Source organism: Thauera aminoaromatica S2, from assembly GCF_000310185.1.
Taxonomy (GTDB): Bacteria; Pseudomonadota; Gammaproteobacteria; order Burkholderiales; family Rhodocyclaceae; genus Thauera; species Thauera aminoaromatica.
In genome coordinates this window covers 20,909-37,603 of the sequence record NZ_AMXD01000023.1, presented here as the reverse complement: position 1 = coordinate 37,603, position 16,695 = coordinate 20,909, and the positions used below count along the sequence as shown (strand labels likewise).

Genomic DNA, 16,695 nt, shown 5'->3' with positions numbered 1-16,695 from the left:
GGCGGCCGCCTTCGCTGCGCTCGGCACGCTCGCCACGCTCGGGGCGTTCAGCACGCTCGGGGCGCTCGGCACGCTCGGCCGCGACGCGCTGCGGACGCTCGGTGCTCTCGCCACGCTCGGCACGGCTGCCGCGGGTGGAGGGCTGCGCCTCGCCGTCGCGCTCGCCGCGACGGCCACGGCCGCCATTGCTGCCGCCATTGCGGCGACCCTCGCCGCTGCGTTCGCCACGCGGGCGCGCCTCGCGTTTCGGAGTCTCTTCCACGACCGGGGCGGGGACCGGTTCCGCGGCGCCCTTGCCGGCGGAGAACCAGCCCATGATGCGCGCGATCAGCCCCTTGGGCTCGGGCGCGGCAGGGGCCGGGGCCGAGGCGGGAGCGGGCTCGGGTGCAGCCATCGGGGCAGGCTGCGCGGGGGCGATGCCCTTCACCGCGGCCTCGGGGCGTGCCGGGCGCTCGTTGGCCTTGGAGGGCAGGCGGGTGTCCTCTTCGACCGGCTTCTGCACCATCTGATAGCTCGCCAGGGCGATGTCCTCGGTGTTGAGCTGGTCGTGGCGCAGGCGGATGATCTCGTGCGCCGGCGTCTCGAGATGGCGGTTCGGAACGATGATGAGCTGCACCTTGTGGCGCATCTCGATGCGCGCGATGTCGACCCGCTTCTCGTTGAGCAGGAAGGTGGCGACATCGACCGGCACCTGCAGGTGCACCGCGCCGGTATTGTCCTTCATCGCCTCTTCTTCGAGGATGCGCACGATGTGCAGCGCCGACGATTCGGTGCTGCGGATGTGGCCGGTGCCGTTGCAGCGCGGGCAGGTGATGTAGCTGGTTTCGGCGAGCGCCGGGCGCAGGCGCTGGCGCGACAGCTCGAGCAGGCCGAAGCGGCTGATCTTGCCGGTCTGCACGCGGGCGCGGTCGTGGCGCAGCGCGTCGCGCAGGCGGTTCTCGACCTCGCGCTGGTTCTTGGCCGATTCCATGTCGATGAAATCGATGACGATGAGGCCGCCGAGGTCGCGCAGGCGGAGCTGGCGGGCGATCTCGTCGGCCGCCTCGCAGTTGGTGCGGAAGGCGGTCTCCTCGATGTCCGAGCCCTTGGTGGCGCGGCCCGAGTTGACGTCGATCGACACCAGCGCCTCGGTATGGTCGATCACCACGGCACCGCCCGAGGGCAGGTTCACCTGGCGCGAATAGGCCGACTCGATCTGGTGCTCGATCTGGAAGCGCGAGAACAGCGGCACGTCGTCGCTGTAGCGCTTCACGCGGGCGACGTTGCCCGGCATCACGTGGGCCATGAACTGCGTGGCCTGCTCGAAGATGTCGTCGGTGTCGATCAGGATCTCGCCGATGTCGGGCTGGAAGTAGTCGCGGATCGCGCGGATCACCAGACTGCCTTCCTGGTAGATCAGGAAGGCGCCGGACTGGCCCTGTGCCGCGCCTTCGATGGCGGTCCACAGCTGCAGCAGATAGTTGAGGTCCCACTGCAGCTCTTCGGCGCTGCGGCCGATCGCCGCGGTGCGCGCGATCAGGCTCATGCCCTGGGGGACGTCGAGCTGATCCATGTTCTCGCGCAGTTCGGCGCGCTCGTCACCCTCGACGCGGCGCGAGACGCCACCGCCGCGCGGGTTGTTGGGCATCAGCACCAGATAGCGGCCGGCCAGCGAGATGTAGGTGGTGAGCGCCGCACCCTTGTTGCCGCGCTCGTCCTTCTCGACCTGGACGATGAGTTCCTGGCCTTCCTTCAGGGCTTCCTTGATCGAGGCCTTGGCGTCCGCACCAGGCTGGAAATAGGAACGCGAGATCTCCTTGAACGGCAGGAAGCCGTGGCGGTCGGCACCGTAGTCCACGAACGCCGCCTCGAGGCTGGGCTCGATGCGGGTGATGACGGCCTTGTAGATGTTGCTCTTGCGTTCTTCCTTGGCGGCCGATTCGATATCGAGGTCGATCAGTTTCTGACCGTCCACGATCGCGACGCGCAGTTCTTCGGCCTGCGTCGCATTGAAAAGCATGCGCTTCATTTGGATCGTTCTCCCGCGAGAAGACACACGGGCAGGACGAACGGCGCGCACCATCGCGCTTTCCGGGATCAGGAGCGATTGGGTAGGGCTGCTGCTGCTTTCATCCGGTGGGTTAACAGGGCTGTGATGGGTCGGCTGGTCGAATTTCTCTTGTTCCCGCCCGCGGTGCCGGTGCGGCAGCGTGGCCGGAACATTTGATCCTGCGTCGGTGACTTGCGCGTCAAAATCCAACCCGGGGGCTGGATGGGTGTGTCGAAGGGGATCGCTTGCGTTACCATCGGCGCCTTTTCGGCCTTGGATGGCGGGCAAGGGTTGTGACCGGGAGCGCTCTTCAGGGCTCTTTGCCAGCAGTCTGCGCGCGTCGTCCGGAGCAGGTGTTTCGACCTGACGGACTGCTGACGCGCCGCACTTGGGTGGCAGCGACCGGTTCAACCGCGCGAAAGTATATTTCATGACGACGATTGAAGGCAAAGCGATCGCGGTTCGCCACGAACGCATCGACGAGGCGGCGGCGGGCCAGCGCATCGACAACTACCTCCTGCGCATCGCCAAGGGGGTGCCCAAGAGCCACGTCTATCGCATCCTGCGCAGCGGCGAGGTGCGGGTGAACGGGCGTCGCGTGCAGCAGACCTATCGCCTGCAGGAGGGCGACGAGGTGCGCATCCCGCCGATCCGCATCGCCGAGCCGACCCACGCCGCACCCGCGCCGGCGGGCAAGCCGCTGCCGGTGGTGTACGAGGACGAGGCGCTGCTCGTCATCGACAAGCCCTCCGGCAAGGCGGTGCATGGCGGCAGCGGGGTGAGCTATGGGGTGATCGAGCAGCTGCGCGTGCAGCGCCCCGAGCTACGCATGCTCGAGCTCGCCCATCGCCTCGACCGCGAGACCTCGGGGCTGCTGATCGTCGCGAAGAAACGCTCGGCGCTCACCGCGTTGCACGACATGATGCGCGAGGGCAGCGTGGAGAAGCGCTATCTGACCCTGGTGCCGGGGCGCTGGTCCAATCCGCTGCAGCACGTCAAGGTTCCGCTGCACAAGTACCTGACCGCCGAAGGCGAGCGCCGGGTGCGCGTCGCGGACGAGGGCAAGGCGGCGCACAGCATCGTGCGCCTGGTACGGCGCTGGCGCGACTACAGCCTGCTCGAGGTGGAACTGAAGACCGGGCGCACGCATCAGATCCGCGTGCATCTTGCCCATCTCGGCTTCGCGCTGTGCGGCGACGACAAATACGGCGACTTCGCGCTCAACAAGCGCCTGGAGGTCGAGGGCTTGCGGCGGATGTTCCTGCACGCTGCGAAGCTGCGCCTCGCCCACCCGCTCACCGGTGCGCCGCTCGCCTTCGATTCGCCGCTGCCCGCGGACCTGCAAACCTTCCTCGACCGGCTCGATGCCGCGGAGAAAAAGCATGGCTGAACGTTTCGACCTGATCGTCTTCGACTGGGACGGCACCTTGATGGATTCGGCTGCCGCCATCGTGCGTGCGATGCAGGCCGCGGCGCGCGACCTCGATCTGCCGGTGCCCTCCGAGGAGCGCGCGCGCTACGTCATCGGCCTCGGCCTGGGCGATGCGTTGCGCCACGCCGTGCCCGATCTGGAAGAGTCCGACTATCCGCGCATGGTCGAGCGCTATCGTCACCACTACCTGTCCTCGGATCACGAGCTGAGCCTCTTCGAGGGCATCGACGCGCTGATCGACGCGCTTGCCGGGCGCGGCCACCTGCTGGCGGTCGCCACCGGCAAGAGCCGCGTGGGCCTGAACCGTGCGCTCTGCCACACCGGGCTGGGTCGCTATTTTCATGCCACGCGCTGCGCCGACGAGTGCTTCTCCAAGCCGCATCCGGCGATGCTTGAAGCGCTCATGGACGAGCTCGGCGTGGCGCCGGAGCGCACCCTGATGATCGGCGACACCACCCACGACCTGCAGATGGCGAAGAACGCGCGCACCGCCGGGCTGGCGGTGGGCTTCGGCGCGCATCCGGTCGAGGTGCTGGTGGCCGAGTCCCCGCTCGCCTGCGTGCGTACGCCGGGTGAGCTCGCGGGCTGGCTGCTGGCCAACGCCTGAGCCGCGTAGCGTCGTTCAGGCCAGCAGCAGGAAGAGCGCGGGGCGGCGGGCGAGGGCGGGGCGCGCAGCCTTCTTCCACTCGCGCACGCTGCGGGTGAGGAGGAATTCGTCCGCGGTGTTGAGTTCGCAGGCCACGCACAGCCGGGTTTCGGGCTTGAGCGTGCGCAGCAGGGCGTCGAGCATGCGCTCGTTGCGATAAGGCGTCTCGATGAAGATCTGCGTGCGCCCGAGCTTCCGGGATTCGTCCTCGAGCGTGCGCAGGGCCCCATCGCGCTCGCCCTCGGCCACCGGCAGGTAGCCGTGGAAGGCGAAGCTCTGGCCGTTGAGCCCCGAGCCCATCAGCCCGAGCAGGATGGAGGAGGGGCCGACCAGCGGCACGACGCGGATGCCGAGGGCGTGCGCGCGTGCCACCAGGCGGGCGCCGGGGTCGGCCACCGCCGGGCAGCCGGCGTCCGAGAGCAGGCCGAGGTCCGTGCCGGCGAGCGCGGGGGCGAGCAGCGCGTCGAGCGCCGCGTCGGCGGCCTCGGCGGGCAGCTCGCGGATGTCCGTGTCGCGCAGCGGGTGGGGATAGTCGAGCTGCTTGAGGTGGGCGCGCGCCGCGCGCGCGGTCTCGACGACGAAGTGGCGCAGGCCGGCTGCGATCGCCTGTGCCTGCGCAGGCAGGAAGTGTGCCCACGGTGTGTGCTCGCCCAGGGCCACGGGGACCAGGTAGAGGTTGCCGCGCGGCATGGCGTCGCCGCTCATGGGAGATGCACTCCGGCCGTGCGCAGCATGCGCGCGAGGGCGATCAGCGGCAGGCCGATCAGTGCGGTGGGGTCGTCGCCCCGCATCGCTTCGAGCAGCGCGATGCCGAGGCCTTCGGACTTGGCGCTGCCGGCGCAGTCGAGCGGCCGTTCGCGCTCGACGTAGCGGCGGATCTCGTCGTCGGAGAGTTCGCGGAAGCGGACGTGCGTCGGCACGCCCTCGACCTGGGCGTGGCCGCTGCGGGTGTCGAGCAGGGCGAGTGCGGTGTGGAAGACCACGGTCTGTCCGCGCATGCGCTGCAACTGCGCGATCGCACGCGCCTCGGTGCCCGGCTTTCCGAAGACCTCGTTGCCGAGGTGGGCGACCTGGTCCGAGCCGATGATCAGCGCGCCGGGCCAGCGCGCGGCGACGGCACGGGCCTTCTCCAGCGCCAGGCGTTCGGCGGTGGCGGCGGGTGCCTCGCCGGGCAGAGGCGATTCGTCCGTCTCCGGGCGGTCGGTCTCGAAGGGGAGTTGCAGGCGCTCGAGCAGCATCCGGCGGTAGGCGGAGGTGGAGGCGAGGACGATCTTCATGGGTCCGGTGCGAACACGACCCGCCGGAGACCGGTCGAGTTGTTCGCGCGACTGTGCTGGAGAGGAGGGATCGGGGTGGGGCTTCCCGAATCGAATGAAGCCTTTACAGGCCGATCCGAAAAATATTATCATGCGCGGCTTATGTCGCAACATGGCGATCCATCCAGGATCATCTCCGACCCGTTTCGATTTGCCGCGGAGGCGCGCACGCTGGAAGGCGTGACCGCTGTCGCGGAGATGCTGCGTCTGTCCGACGTGCTCGCGTCGTCCGGCGGGCAGGTGTCGTGGCGGATCGAGGGGTCGATGGTCGAAGGCGTCGAGGCGCGTGAACCGCGGCTGCACCTGATGATCGAGGGCGAGCTGCAGCTTTGCTGCCAGCGCTGCCTCGGCGGGATGGCATGGCCGGTCCAGGTGGACTCGGTGCTGCAGCCGGTGCGTTCGGGTCAGCCCATCCCCGAGGAAGAGCTCGAGGATGACGAGATCGATGCGATCGAGCTCGATGGCGAGCTCGACGTGATCGCCCTGGTCGAGGACGAGATCCTGCTCGCCCTGCCGATCGCCCCGCGACACCAGGTTTGTGACGCGCCACGGCCCGATGGTGGTGCGTCGAAGGAATCGCCTTTCGCTGCGCTGGCGTCGCTGCGAGGCAGTCACAGCGCGAAATAGGCGCGATATTTGTTTTAGGAGCTTTACTCATGGCCGTTCAGCAGAACAAGAAGTCCCCGTCCAAGCGTGGCATGCACCGTGCCCACGACTTCCTCACCGGTCCGGCGCTGGCCGTCGAGCCCACCACCGGCGAGACCCACCTGCGCCACCACGTGAGCCCCAGCGGTTTCTACCGTGGCAAGAAGGTCGCCAAGGGCAAGGGCGAGTAATCCTGCTGCCTGAATCGAGAAGGGCGGCGTCGGGCGCATTGCGCCGGCGCCGCCTTTTTTCCGGCTCCCGAAACCTGTAATTACGCGAGAACCCGATGGGTGTCACCATTGCGATCGACTGCATGGGTGGCGATCACGGCCCGGTCGTGACCGTGCCTGCCGCGCTGGAATTCCTGCGCAGCCATCCCCAGGCCAGCGCGATCCTCGTCGGGCGGGAGGAGGCGATCGCGCCCCTGCTCGGCAACGCGACGACCGAGTTCGGCGCGCGCATCCGCGTGCGCGCGGCCTCCGAGGTGGTGGCCATGGACGATCCGCCCGCGATCGCCATGCGCAACAAGAAGGATTCGTCGATGCGCGTCGCGGTCGACCTCGTCAAGGCGGGCGAGGCGAGCGCTGCCGTCTCGGCGGGCAATACCGGCGCGCTGATGGCGATCTCGCGCTTCGTGCTGAAGACCCTGCCCGGGATCGATCGCCCTGCGATCGCGACCGTGCTGCCGTCGATGAAGGGGCACACGTATGTGCTCGACCTCGGCGCCAACGTCGATTGCAGCGCCGAGCATCTGCTCCAGTTCGGTGTGATGGGCGCGATGCTCGTCGCTGCGATCGAGCATAAGGACCGTCCTACGGTCGGCCTGCTCAACATCGGTGAGGAGGTCATCAAGGGCAACGACGTCGTCAAGGAAGCGGGCGAGCTGCTGCGTAACAGCGGCCTCAACTTCCAGGGCAACGTCGAGGGCAACGACATCTATGAGGGCACGGTGGATGTGGTCGTCTGCGACGGCTTCGTCGGCAACGTCGCGCTCAAGACCTCCGAGGGCCTGGCGCAGATGGTCGGCGCCTTCCTGAAGCAGGAGTTCAAGCGCACGCTGTTCACCAAGCTGCTGGCGGTGGCGGCGATGCCGGTGCTCAAGCGCTTCAAGAAGCGCGTCGATCATCGTCTTTACAATGGTGCGCCGCTGCTCGGCCTGCGCGGCGTGGTGCTCAAGAGTCACGGCTCGGCCGACGTGCTCGCATTCGGCAATGCGCTTTCGCGCGCTGCCGAAGCGGCGTCGAACCGGCTCATCGAGCGCATCTCCGAACGCATGGCGAGCATGAACGAGGCGAAGGCATGATCTATGCACGGATTGCCGGTACCGGCAGCTACCTGCCCGGCGAACCGGTCAGCAACGACGACCTGGTCAAGCGTGGCATCGATACCTCCGACGAGTGGATCGTCAGCCGCTCCGGCATCCGCAGCCGCCATCTGGCGGCGGCCGACACCGGGGCGAGCGACCTCGCCCGCGTCGCCGCCGAGCGCGCGATCGAGGCCGCCGGCTGCGAAGCGGAGGACATCGACCTCATCATCGTCGCCACCTCCACGCCCGACTACATCTTCCCGAGCACGGCGGCCCTCGTGCAGTCCAAGCTCGGCATCCGCAACGGCGGCGCCGCCTTCGACGTGCAGGCGGTGTGCAGCGGCTTCATCTATGCGCTCAGCGTGGCCGAGAAGTTCATCCGCTCGGGCAGCAACAAGCGCGCGCTGGTCATCGGCGCCGAGGTGTTCTCGCGCATCCTCGACTGGTCCGACCGGGGCACCTGCGTGCTCTTCGGCGACGGCGCAGGCGCGGTCGTGCTCGAGGCCTCGGAGCGGCCGGGCATCCTGGCTTCGGCGCTGCACGCCGACGGCAGCCACCACCCCATCCTGTGCGTGCCGGGCGCTGTGGCCTCGGGGCAGGTGATCGGCGATCCCTTCCTGCGCATGGACGGCCAGGCCGTGTTCAAGTTCGCGGTCAAGGTGCTCGGCGATGTGGCCAACGAGGTGCTGGATGCCGCGGGTGTGCAGGCGTCCAGTGTCGACTGGCTGATCCCGCATCAGGCCAACATCCGCATCATCCAGGCCACCGCCAAGCGGCTCGGTGTGCCGATGGAGCGCGTCGTGACCACGCTCGATCATCACGGCAACACCTCGGCGGCGTCGATTCCGCTCGCGCTCGACGAGGCGGTGCGTGCGGGGCGGTTGCGCCCGGGGCATCGCATCGTGGTCGAGGGCGTCGGTGGCGGCTTCACCTGGGGCGCGGCCCTGATCGATTTCTGAGCTTCGTTTCCCGATTTCCCACTTTCGACACAAGCGGAGAACAGCATGGCTTTTGCGCTGGTTTTTCCCGGCCAGGGTTCGCAATCGGTCGGCATGATGGCCGCCTACGGCGAGTCCGCCGTCATCCGTGACACCTTCGCGGAGGCCTCCGAGGCCCTCGGAGAGGATCTCTGGGCGATGGTCTGCGACGGCCCTGCCGAGCGCCTTGCCCTCACCGTCAACACCCAGCCGCTGATGCTGACCGCCGGCGTGGCGGCCTGGCGTGCCTGGCGGGCCGCGGGCGGGCCGAAACCGGCCCTGGTCGCCGGCCACAGCCTGGGCGAGTACTCGGCGCTGGTCGCCGCGGGCGCGCTGGCCTTCAAGGACGCCGTGCCGCTGGTGCGTTTCCGCGCCCAAGCCATGCAGGAGGCCGTGCCGGCGGGAGAGGGCGCGATGGCGGCGGTGATGGGCCTGGAGCCCGACGCGGTGCATGCGGCCTGCGCCGAGGCCGCGCAGGGCCAGGTGGTCGAGGCAGCCAACCTCAACGCGCCGGGGCAGATCGTGATCGCCGGCGCCAAGGCCGCGGTCGAGCGCGCGAGCGAGATCGCCAAGGCCAAGGGCGCCAAGCGTGCCGTGCTGCTGCCTGTTTCCGCGCCCTTCCATTGCGCGCTGATGCGCCCGGCCGCCGAGCGCCTGGCCGAGCGCTTGGCCGGTGTGGCGATCGTCAAGCCGGAGATCGACGTCATCAACAACGTCGACGTCGCGGTTTACGATGATCCCGAGAAGATCCGCGACGCCCTGGTGCGGCAGGCGTATTCGCCGGTGCGCTGGATCGAGCTCGTGCAGGCGATGGGCGCCCGCGGCATGAGCCACGTCATCGAGTGCGGCCCCGGCAAGGTGCTCGCCGGCATGACCAAGCGCATCGCCAAGGAAGTCGAGGGTGGCTCGGCGCATGACGCGGCGAGCCTGGAACAAGCCATTGCGGCGGTGAGGTAAGACATGAGTTTTTCGCTCGAAGGCCAGGTCGCCCTGGTCACCGGCGCGTCGCGCGGCATCGGCCGTGCGGTGGCGCTCGAACTCGGCCGCCTGGGTGCGACGGTGGTCGGCACCGCCACCTCGGAATCCGGCGCCGCCGATATCGGCAAGGCGCTCGCCGACGCCGGCATCCAGGGGGCCGGCATGGCGCTGGACGTGACCGACGCGGCAGCCTGCGAGGCGCTGGTCGGCGAGGTCGAGAAGCGCTTCGGTGCGGTCGGCATCCTGGTCAACAATGCCGGCATCACCCGCGACAACCTTGCCATGCGCATGAAGGACGAGGAGTGGGATGCGGTGGTGAACACCAATCTGCGCGCGGTCTTCCGCATGAGCAAGCTGGTCATGCGCGGCATGATGAAGGCCCGCCACGGCCGCATCATCAACATCACCTCGGTGGTGGCCAGCTCCGGCAACCCGGGCCAGGCCAACTACGCCGCCGCCAAGGCCGGCGTGGCGGGCATGACGCGCGCGCTGGCGCGCGAACTCGGCAGCCGCAACATCACGGTCAACTGCGTCGCCCCCGGTTTCATCGACACCGACATGACGCGCGCGCTGCCCGAAGCCGCGCGCGACGCCTTGCTCGGCAACATCGCGCTGGGCCGTCTCGGTCGTCCGGAAGAAATCGCCGGCGCCGTGGCGTTCCTCGCCTCCCCCGCTGCCGCCTATGTGACGGGGACCACCCTGCACGTCAATGGCGGCATGTACATGTCCTGATTTGCGTCGGGATAGCGGTTCCGCGGCGTTTTGGTAGAATACGCCGGCTTTTTACATTCACCTGTCACCCTCAGGAAGGAGTTGGTTCATGGAGAACATCGAACAGCGCGTCAAGAAGATCGTCGCTGAGCAACTTGGCGTGAACGAATCGGAGATCAAGACCGAGTCTTCGTTCGTCGATGATCTGGGCGCGGATTCGCTGGACACCGTGGAACTGGTCATGGCGCTGGAAGAAGAATTCGAGTGCGAGATCCCGGACGAAGAGGCCGAGAAGATCACCACCGTCCAGCAGGCGATCGACTACGTCAACGCCCACCTCAAGAAGTAATCCCCGCGCATTTTCCCGCGCGTCCTGTCCGCGTTACCGCGCATCGTTGCGGCAACCGGACAGGTTTGAATTTCTCCAACGATTTCAACGGAGTCGCCTGTGTCGCGTCGTAGAGTCGTCGTCACCGGTCTGGGCGTGATCTCGCCTGTCGGCAATACTGTTACCGAAGCCTGGTCCAACCTGATCGCCGGCAAGAGCGGCATCGGTCCGATCACCCGTTTCGACGCGAGCAACTTCGCTGCCCGCATCGCCGGCGAGGTGAAGGACTTCGACGTGTCCGCCTACCTGTCGCCCAAGGAAGCTCGCCGCATGGATGTGTTCATCCACTACGGCATGGCCGCTGGCATCCAGGCGATCCGCGACTCCGGCATCGAGGTCACCGAGGCCAACGCCGACCGCATCGGCATCAATATCGGTTCGGGGATCGGCGGCCTGCCGATGATCGAGGATACGCACAACGACTTCCTCGGTGGCGGCCCGCGCAAGATCTCGCCCTTCTTCATTCCGGGCACCATCATCAACATGATCTCGGGCAACCTCTCGATCATGTTCGGCATGAAGGGGCCCAACCTCGCGGTGGTCACCGCCTGCACAACCGGCCTGCACGCGATCGGCATGGGCGCGCGCATGATCGGCTACGGTGATGCCGACGTGATGGTGTGCGGTGGCGCGGAATCCACCGTGACCAACCTCGCCATTGGCGGCTTCGGCTCGGCCAAGGCGCTGTCCACCCGCAACGACGATCCCGCCACCGCCAGCCGGCCGTGGGACAAGGGGCGTGACGGCTTCGTGCTCGGCGAGGGTGCCGGCGTGATGGTGCTCGAGGAGTACGAGCACGCCAGGCGCCGGGGCGCGAAGATCTACGCCGAGGTTGCCGGCTTCGGCATGAGCGGCGACGCCTACCACATGACCGCGCCCGACACCGACGGCCCGCGCCGCAGCATGGTCAATGCGATGAAGGACGCCGGCGTGAACGTCGATCAGGTGCAGTACCTCAACGCGCACGGTACCTCGACCCCGCTCGGCGACAAGAACGAGACGGACGCGATCAAGCTCGCCTTCGGCGTCGAAGCGGCGAAGCAGCTGGTGGTGAACTCCACCAAGTCGATGACCGGTCACCTGCTCGGTGGCGCCGGGGGGCTGGAGTCGGTTGTGACCGCGCTGGCGGTGTACCACCAGATTTCGCCGCCGACGATCAACATCTTCGAGCAGGATCCGGAGTGCGACCTCGACTACTGCGCCAACGTCGCCCGCGAGATGAAGATCGACGTGGCCCTGAAGAACAATTTCGGCTTCGGCGGAACCAACGGCACCCTGGTGTTCCGCCGGGTGTGAGCCTTTCGTTCTGCTCCGCGGCATGCAGTTCCCCGTCGAACTGAAGCTGCGCGGCTGCAGTCTCGTGAAAGCGTCGGTGTGGGTCGTGCATGCAGCGGCCGCACTGGCGCTTTTTCACGTGCCTGTCTTCACGGACTGGGAGGCGGGAGACGTGGATCGGGCGATCGCCGCCTGCGCCTGGGCGCTGATCTTCCTGTCGCTGTTTCGCGGCTTGCGTGCGCAGGCTCGTCTGGATGGCTGCACGCTCTGGCTGGAGCGCGACGGCGCGCTCGAACTGTTGCAGGAACCGGACGGTGAAGGTGGGCTGTATCGGGTGCGCGAACGCTCGCAGGTGGTGTTGCCGATGGCCGCCTGGTTCACGCTGGTGCCCGCGCAGATATCGGCGCCGGGGCAGGGCGCCCCGGTTGCTCGAACGCTGTTCCTCGTTCCCGGCAATCTATCCGCCGGCAGTTTCCGCCTCCTCAGGGTCTGGCTGCGCCATCGCTCGGGGCGCGTCGGGCCCGACGCCGCTGCGCGCTGACGCGGTCTCGTCCGCGGACGGATCGCGCCGGCGCGACAGGGCTGGCGCTCAGCGTTTGCGGGGCGTGCGCGCCGGCGGACGAAGCACGGTGTCGCGTGCGCGTGGAAGTGTCTCGGGATAGTCGCGCGAGTGGTGCAGGCCGCGGCTTTCCTTGCGCTTGAGCGCGCAGCGCACGATCAGGTCCGCAGTGGTCACCAGATTGCGCAACTCGATCAGGTCGTTGCTGACGCGGAAGTTCGAGTAGAACTCGTGGATTTCGCGCGACAGCAGGCGGATGCGGTGCTGGGCGCGGCGCAGGCGCTTGTTGGTGCGCACGATGCCGACGTAGTCCCACATGAAGCGGCGCAGTTCCGCCCAGTTGTGCGAGATCACCACCTCCTCGTCGGCGTCGGTGACGCGGCTCTCGTCCCAAGCCGGAAGCACGGGTGCAGGCTCTTGCGCCTTGGAGAGGATGTCCTCGGCCGCGGCTTCGCCGAACACCAGGCATTCGAGCAGCGAGTTGCTCGCGAGGCGGTTGGCGCCGTGCAGGCCGGTGCATGCAGATTCGCCCACGGCGTAGAGCCCGGGAACGCCGGTGCGCGCGGCAAGGTCGGTCATGATGCCGCCGCAGGAGTAGTGCGCCGCGGGCACGACCGGGATCGGCTCCTTGGTGATGTCGATGCCCAGCTCCAGGCAGCGCGCGTGGATATTGGGGAAGTGGCCGCGCAGCCAGTCGGCCGGCTTGTGGCTGATGTCGAGGTAGACGCAGTCGATGCCGCGTTTCTTCATCTCGAAATCGATCGCGCGCGCGACGATGTCGCGCGGTGCGAGCTCCTCGCGCGGGTCGTGCTCGGGCATGAAGCGCGTGCCGTCGGGCAGCTTCAGCAGGCCTCCCTCGCCGCGCACCGCCTCGGAGATCAGGAAGGACTTCGCCTGCGGGTGGTACAGGCAGGTGGGGTGGAACTGGATGAATTCCATGTTCCCCACCCGGCAGCCCGCTCGCCACGCCATCGCGACGCCGTCGCCGGTGGCGACGTCCGGGTTGGTCGTGTAGAGATAGACCTTGCCGGTGCCGCCGGTGGCGAGCACGGTGTTGCGCGCGGCGAAGGTCAGCACGCGCTCGCCGTGGATGTCGAGCACGTAGGCGCCGAGGCAGCCTGCGCCGGACTGCCCCAGCTTGTCCGCGGTGATGAGATCGACCGCGATGTGGTGCTCGTAGATGTCGATGTTCGGGTGTCGGCGCACGTGGTCGCCGAGTGTCGCCTGCACCGCCGCGCCGGTGGCGTCCGCGGCGTGGATGATGCGCCGGTGGGAATGGCCGCCCTCGCGGGTGAGGTGGTAGCCGAGCTGGGAGTCGGCCTCGCGGGTGAAGGGTACGCCGCGGTCGATCAGCCATTCGATCGCGCGCTTGCCGTTCTCGACCACGAAGCGCGTCGACGTGGGGTTGCACAGGCCGGCGCCGGCGACGAAGGTGTCCTGGATATGAGCTTCGATGCTGTCGGTGTTGTCGAGCACCGCGGCGATGCCGCCCTGCGCCCAGTTGCTCGCGCTGTCAGCCAACTCGCGCTTGGTCACGAGCGCCACGCGCAGGCGGTCCGCCAGACGGAGGGCCATCGACTGGCCGGCGGTACCGCTGCCAAGAATGAGTACGTCGTACTGTTTCAGCAAGATGTCGCTCGGGCAGGATTTGCGGGAGAGGGAATATAGCATGCGGTGACAGGCCGTCGGGCGCGCCCGGTCGTCCGTCCTGCCCGTCCGCGCGCCTGAACTATTTCCACCCGACCCTGTCAGTTCCAGTGTCTTCGATTTCTGCTGAGTACGTGGCCCGCTCGCTTATAATCCGGGATCTTCGAATCTTTGAATTCCCCGGAATCAACAGGAACCCATGAGCGATCGGGAACTCGATCAGCAACTCGTCGAGCGTGTTCAACGTGGCGACAAGCAGGCGTTCGGTCTGCTGGTATCCAAGTACCAGCGCAAGCTGAACAGATTGCTGTCGAGGCTGATCCGCGACTCGGCAGAAGTCGAGGACGTGGCGCAAGAGACCTTCATCAAGGCTTATCGAGCGCTGGGTTCGTTTCGGGGTGACAGTGCCTTCTACACCTGGCTGTACCGCATCGGCATCAACACGGCGAAGAACTACCTGGTCTCCCAGGGGCGCAGGGCCCCGACCTCGACGAGTTTCGATTCTGAAGAGGCGGAGACCTTCGAGGAAGGCGATCAGTTGCGCGACATCAACACGCCCGAGCGGCTGCTGATGACCCGCCAGATCGGCGAAACCGTGGAGGACGCGATGGCCGCACTGCCCGAGGAACTGAGGACGGCGATCATGCTTCGCGAGCTCGAAGGGCTCAGTTACGAGGAGATCGCCGGCATCATGGAATGCCCGATTGGCACGGTGCGCTCGCGGATCTTCCGTGCGCGCGAAGCGATAGCAGAACGTCTGCGGCCCCTGCTGGACACGGCCCCGGACAAACGTTGGTAGGTGCAAGCATGAAGGACAAAGTGTCGGCGCTGTTCGACGGAGATCTCGACGACCAGGGCATGCGTGCGGTGTTCGACGGCATGCGCAAGGATGCTTCGCTGCGCAAGGAGTGGGACACCTATTGCCTGATCGGCGACACCCTGCGTGGCGACTCCGCCGGTTCAAGTGATTTCGTTTCCCGTGTCATGGTCAGCCTGGATGACGAGCCGACGCTGCTCGCGCCTGGGGTCCCGGCGGCAGGCCTCGCGCAGCGCGGCCTCGTGCATCGCCTGATGCCGCTGGCCGCTTCGGTGATGGGGGTGGCCGCGGTGGGGTTGGTGGCCGCGAGTCTGTACCGGCAGGACGCGCCGGCGCCGCAGATGGCGGTCGCCGCGTTGCCGATCCAGTTCGTCGGTTCCTCGAATGTGCGCCCGGTCGCCGCTCCGGCGGCCGATCCGATGCGCGAGTATCTCTTCGCCCATCAGGGCCTCAGCCGCGGCGGCCCGATGCCGGCCGGCGTGCAGTACGTCCGCACCGTATCCGACACGCGCGAGGGCGGCGCTCGATGAGGTGGTTCCCCGCCATGCTCGGTCTCTGCGCGCTGCTCGCGCAGGGACCGGCGTCTGCCGAACACCCGACCGACCCCTTGTCCTGGCTCGGACGCATCTCGACCGCGGGGCAACGACTCAATTACGTTGGCACCTTCGTGTATCAGTCCGGCAGCCATGTCGAGACCTCGCGGATCGCGCATCGTGTCGATGCCAGCGGCGAGTACGAGCGCCTCGAGGTCCTCGATGGCAGTCCGCGCGAAATCATCCGCCGTGGCGCCGAGGTGCGTTGCGTATTGCCCGACGAGCGCACGGTGATCATCGACGAAGCGCAGGGCCGTCGCGCCTTCCCGGCTCGCCTGCCGGCGTCGCCGACCGGGCTGGCCGAAAACTACCGTGTGCGCAAGGGCGAATTGGGCAGGGTGGCCGGGCTCGAGGCCCAGGCGCTGGTCCTCGAGCCCAAGGACGAATTGCGCTACGGCCACGTGCTGTGGGCCGACGTGCAGTCGGGCCTGCTGCTGAAGTCGCGTACGCTCGATCAGCACGGTGCTGTCATCGAGCAATTCAGCTTCAGCGAGCTGCGCATCGGGGGCGAGGTGGAGAACAGCCTGCTCGAGTCGCGCTTCAAGACCGACGAAGGCTGGCGGATGGTCAATGCGCGCGGTGTCAGCATGTCCGTCGAGGCTGCCGGCTGGGTGCTCGAGCCGGCGGTTCCGGGTTACGCGCTCACCTCGGCCATGAAGCGCCCGCTGGGGCGGGATCGCGGTGAAGCGGTGCACATGGTTTTCAGCGACGGGCTGGCGGCGATCTCCGTGTTCATCGAACCGATCGGCGAGGGTTCGCGAGCCGGCCTCGGCCCGCTCTCCAGCGGCGCGATCAACATTTTCAAGCGCGCGATCGACGGTCACCTTGTCACCGCACTCGGCGAGGCGCCAGAGGCGGCGGTGCGTCGCATCGGCGAGGGCATTCGGCCGGAGGCACGATGATGGAAGCGCGCGCCCGTATCCTGCGGATCGAGAATGGTCAGGCCTGGGTCAAGCTCAGTGGCAAGCAGGGCGGCTGCGGACGCTGTGACGAGCCGGGTGGTTGCGGCTCGGTGCAGATCTCCCACGTCTTCGGCATGCCCCGGGACGAATTCTCCATCCCCGCGGACGCCCGCTTCGCAGCTGGCGATGCGGTGGTGATCCGCATCCCGGACGGTGCGCCGCTGCGCGCGGCGCTGGTCAGCTACGGGCTGGGGACGCTGCTGCTTCTGGTCGGCGCCGCGTTCGGCAGCCTCTTGGGCGGCGTGCAGCACGGCGATGCCTGGGGTCTGGCCGGGGGCGTCGCGGGGCTCGCGCTGGCCTGGGTCGTCAATCGGATGCTGTCGCGCAGCCGCAACTGGCGGAACAGTCTCAGCATGGAGCTCTCGGTCGAGGAGAATTGCAGCCGCCGGCTGCGCGTCCTGCAATGAACCCCGA

General features: G+C 67.8%; 19 protein-coding genes. 15 read left to right on the top strand and 4 right to left on the bottom strand.

Going from position 1 to position 16,695, the window contains the following annotated elements:
• Window positions 1–2,008 (bottom strand): Rne/Rng family ribonuclease (locus C665_RS05945; protein WP_004302748.1); only part of this gene is annotated, 2,008 nt, incomplete at its 3' end.
• A gap of 451 nt (window positions 2,009–2,459) precedes the next feature.
• Here C665_RS05945 and C665_RS05940 point away from each other — a divergent pair.
• Together C665_RS05940 and C665_RS05935 are read left to right on the top strand one after the other, a co-directional pair.
• A complete protein-coding gene (locus tag C665_RS05940; RefSeq protein ID WP_004302746.1) occupies window positions 2,460–3,419 on the top strand; it encodes an RluA family pseudouridine synthase in 960 nt (319 codons plus the stop codon).
• Entirely contained in the window at window positions 3,412–4,068 is a 657-nt protein-coding gene (locus C665_RS05935) for an HAD-IA family hydrolase (protein ID WP_004302744.1), read from the top strand. The genes C665_RS05940 and C665_RS05935 overlap by 8 nt, the downstream gene beginning before the upstream one ends.
• A 15-nt stretch (window positions 4,069–4,083) precedes the next feature.
• Here C665_RS05935 and C665_RS05930 read toward each other — a convergent pair whose 3' ends face one another.
• Both C665_RS05930 and C665_RS05925 read right to left on the bottom strand, forming a co-directional pair.
• A complete protein-coding gene (locus C665_RS05930) occupies window positions 4,084–4,812 on the bottom strand; it encodes an SAM-dependent methyltransferase (protein ID WP_004302742.1) in 729 nt (242 codons plus the stop codon).
• Complete coding sequence (locus C665_RS05925; protein ID WP_004302740.1) at window positions 4,809–5,384, bottom strand: Maf family protein; 576 nt, start codon at window positions 5,382–5,384, stop codon at window positions 4,809–4,811. Before C665_RS05925 ends, C665_RS05930 begins: the two co-directional genes overlap by 4 nt.
• A 141-nt stretch (window positions 5,385–5,525) precedes the next feature.
• Here C665_RS05925 and C665_RS05920 point away from each other — a divergent pair, with 141 nt between their 5' ends.
• From C665_RS05920 to C665_RS05880, 9 genes are all read left to right on the top strand, one after another.
• Window positions 5,526–6,050 carry a YceD family protein gene (locus tag C665_RS05920; RefSeq protein WP_040828651.1) on the top strand — a complete coding sequence of 175 codons (525 nt, stop codon included), beginning with the start codon at window positions 5,526–5,528 and terminating at the stop codon, window positions 6,048–6,050.
• Between the two features lie 29 nt (window positions 6,051–6,079).
• Window positions 6,080–6,259, top strand: a complete 180-nt coding sequence (gene rpmF / locus C665_RS05915; protein ID WP_004302736.1) for a 50S ribosomal protein L32 — start codon at window positions 6,080–6,082, stop codon at window positions 6,257–6,259.
• A 95-nt stretch (window positions 6,260–6,354) separates the two neighbouring features.
• Window positions 6,355–7,371: a phosphate acyltransferase PlsX gene (gene plsX / locus C665_RS05910; protein ID WP_004302734.1), complete on the top strand. Its 1,017-nt coding sequence runs from the start codon at window positions 6,355–6,357 to the stop codon at window positions 7,369–7,371.
• A complete protein-coding gene (locus tag C665_RS05905; protein WP_004302731.1) occupies window positions 7,368–8,333 on the top strand; it encodes a beta-ketoacyl-ACP synthase III in 966 nt (321 codons plus the stop codon). Before plsX ends, C665_RS05905 begins: the two co-directional genes overlap by 4 nt.
• A 45-nt stretch (window positions 8,334–8,378) precedes the next feature.
• Entirely contained in the window at window positions 8,379–9,308 is a 930-nt protein-coding gene (fabD, locus tag C665_RS05900; protein WP_004302728.1) for an ACP S-malonyltransferase, read from the top strand.
• A gap of 3 nt (window positions 9,309–9,311) precedes the next feature.
• Window positions 9,312–10,061, top strand: coding sequence for a 3-oxoacyl-ACP reductase FabG (fabG, locus tag C665_RS05895; protein WP_004302726.1), 750 nt, complete (start codon window positions 9,312–9,314; stop codon window positions 10,059–10,061).
• A gap of 88 nt (window positions 10,062–10,149) precedes the next feature.
• Window positions 10,150–10,389: an acyl carrier protein gene (acpP, locus tag C665_RS05890; RefSeq protein WP_002930040.1), complete on the top strand. Its 240-nt coding sequence runs from the start codon at window positions 10,150–10,152 to the stop codon at window positions 10,387–10,389.
• Window positions 10,390–10,488: 99 nt separating this feature from the next.
• On the top strand, window positions 10,489–11,724 hold the full coding sequence (gene fabF, locus C665_RS05885) for a beta-ketoacyl-ACP synthase II (RefSeq protein ID WP_004302724.1): 1,236 nt from the start codon (window positions 10,489–10,491) through the stop codon (window positions 11,722–11,724).
• Between the two features lie 22 nt (window positions 11,725–11,746).
• Window positions 11,747–12,244: a protein YgfX gene (locus C665_RS05880; protein ID WP_004302722.1), complete on the top strand. Its 498-nt coding sequence runs from the start codon at window positions 11,747–11,749 to the stop codon at window positions 12,242–12,244.
• A gap of 48 nt (window positions 12,245–12,292) precedes the next feature.
• Here C665_RS05880 and nadB read toward each other — a convergent pair whose 3' ends face one another.
• Window positions 12,293–13,891: an L-aspartate oxidase gene (gene nadB, locus C665_RS05875; RefSeq protein ID WP_004302720.1), complete on the bottom strand. Its 1,599-nt coding sequence runs from the start codon at window positions 13,889–13,891 to the stop codon at window positions 12,293–12,295.
• Window positions 13,892–14,108: 217 nt separating this feature from the next.
• Here nadB and rpoE point away from each other — a divergent pair, with 217 nt between their 5' ends.
• From rpoE to C665_RS05855, 4 genes are read left to right on the top strand one after another with little or no spacing between them, the layout of a single operon-like run.
• Window positions 14,109–14,708, top strand: a complete 600-nt coding sequence (gene rpoE, locus C665_RS05870; protein WP_004302718.1) for an RNA polymerase sigma factor RpoE — start codon at window positions 14,109–14,111, stop codon at window positions 14,706–14,708.
• A gap of 8 nt (window positions 14,709–14,716) precedes the next feature.
• Complete coding sequence (locus tag C665_RS05865) at window positions 14,717–15,256, top strand: sigma-E factor negative regulatory protein (protein ID WP_004302716.1); 540 nt, start codon at window positions 14,717–14,719, stop codon at window positions 15,254–15,256.
• Window positions 15,257–15,270: 14 nt separating this feature from the next.
• The gene (locus C665_RS05860) at window positions 15,271–16,221 is read left to right on the top strand and encodes a MucB/RseB C-terminal domain-containing protein (protein ID WP_004302714.1); all 951 of its coding nucleotides are present in this window, start codon (window positions 15,271–15,273) and stop codon (window positions 16,219–16,221) included.
• Entirely contained in the window at window positions 16,218–16,688 is a 471-nt protein-coding gene (locus tag C665_RS05855) for a SoxR reducing system RseC family protein (RefSeq protein ID WP_231570676.1), read from the top strand. The genes C665_RS05860 and C665_RS05855 overlap by 4 nt, the downstream gene beginning before the upstream one ends.
• Window positions 16,689–16,695 lie beyond the last annotated feature (7 nt).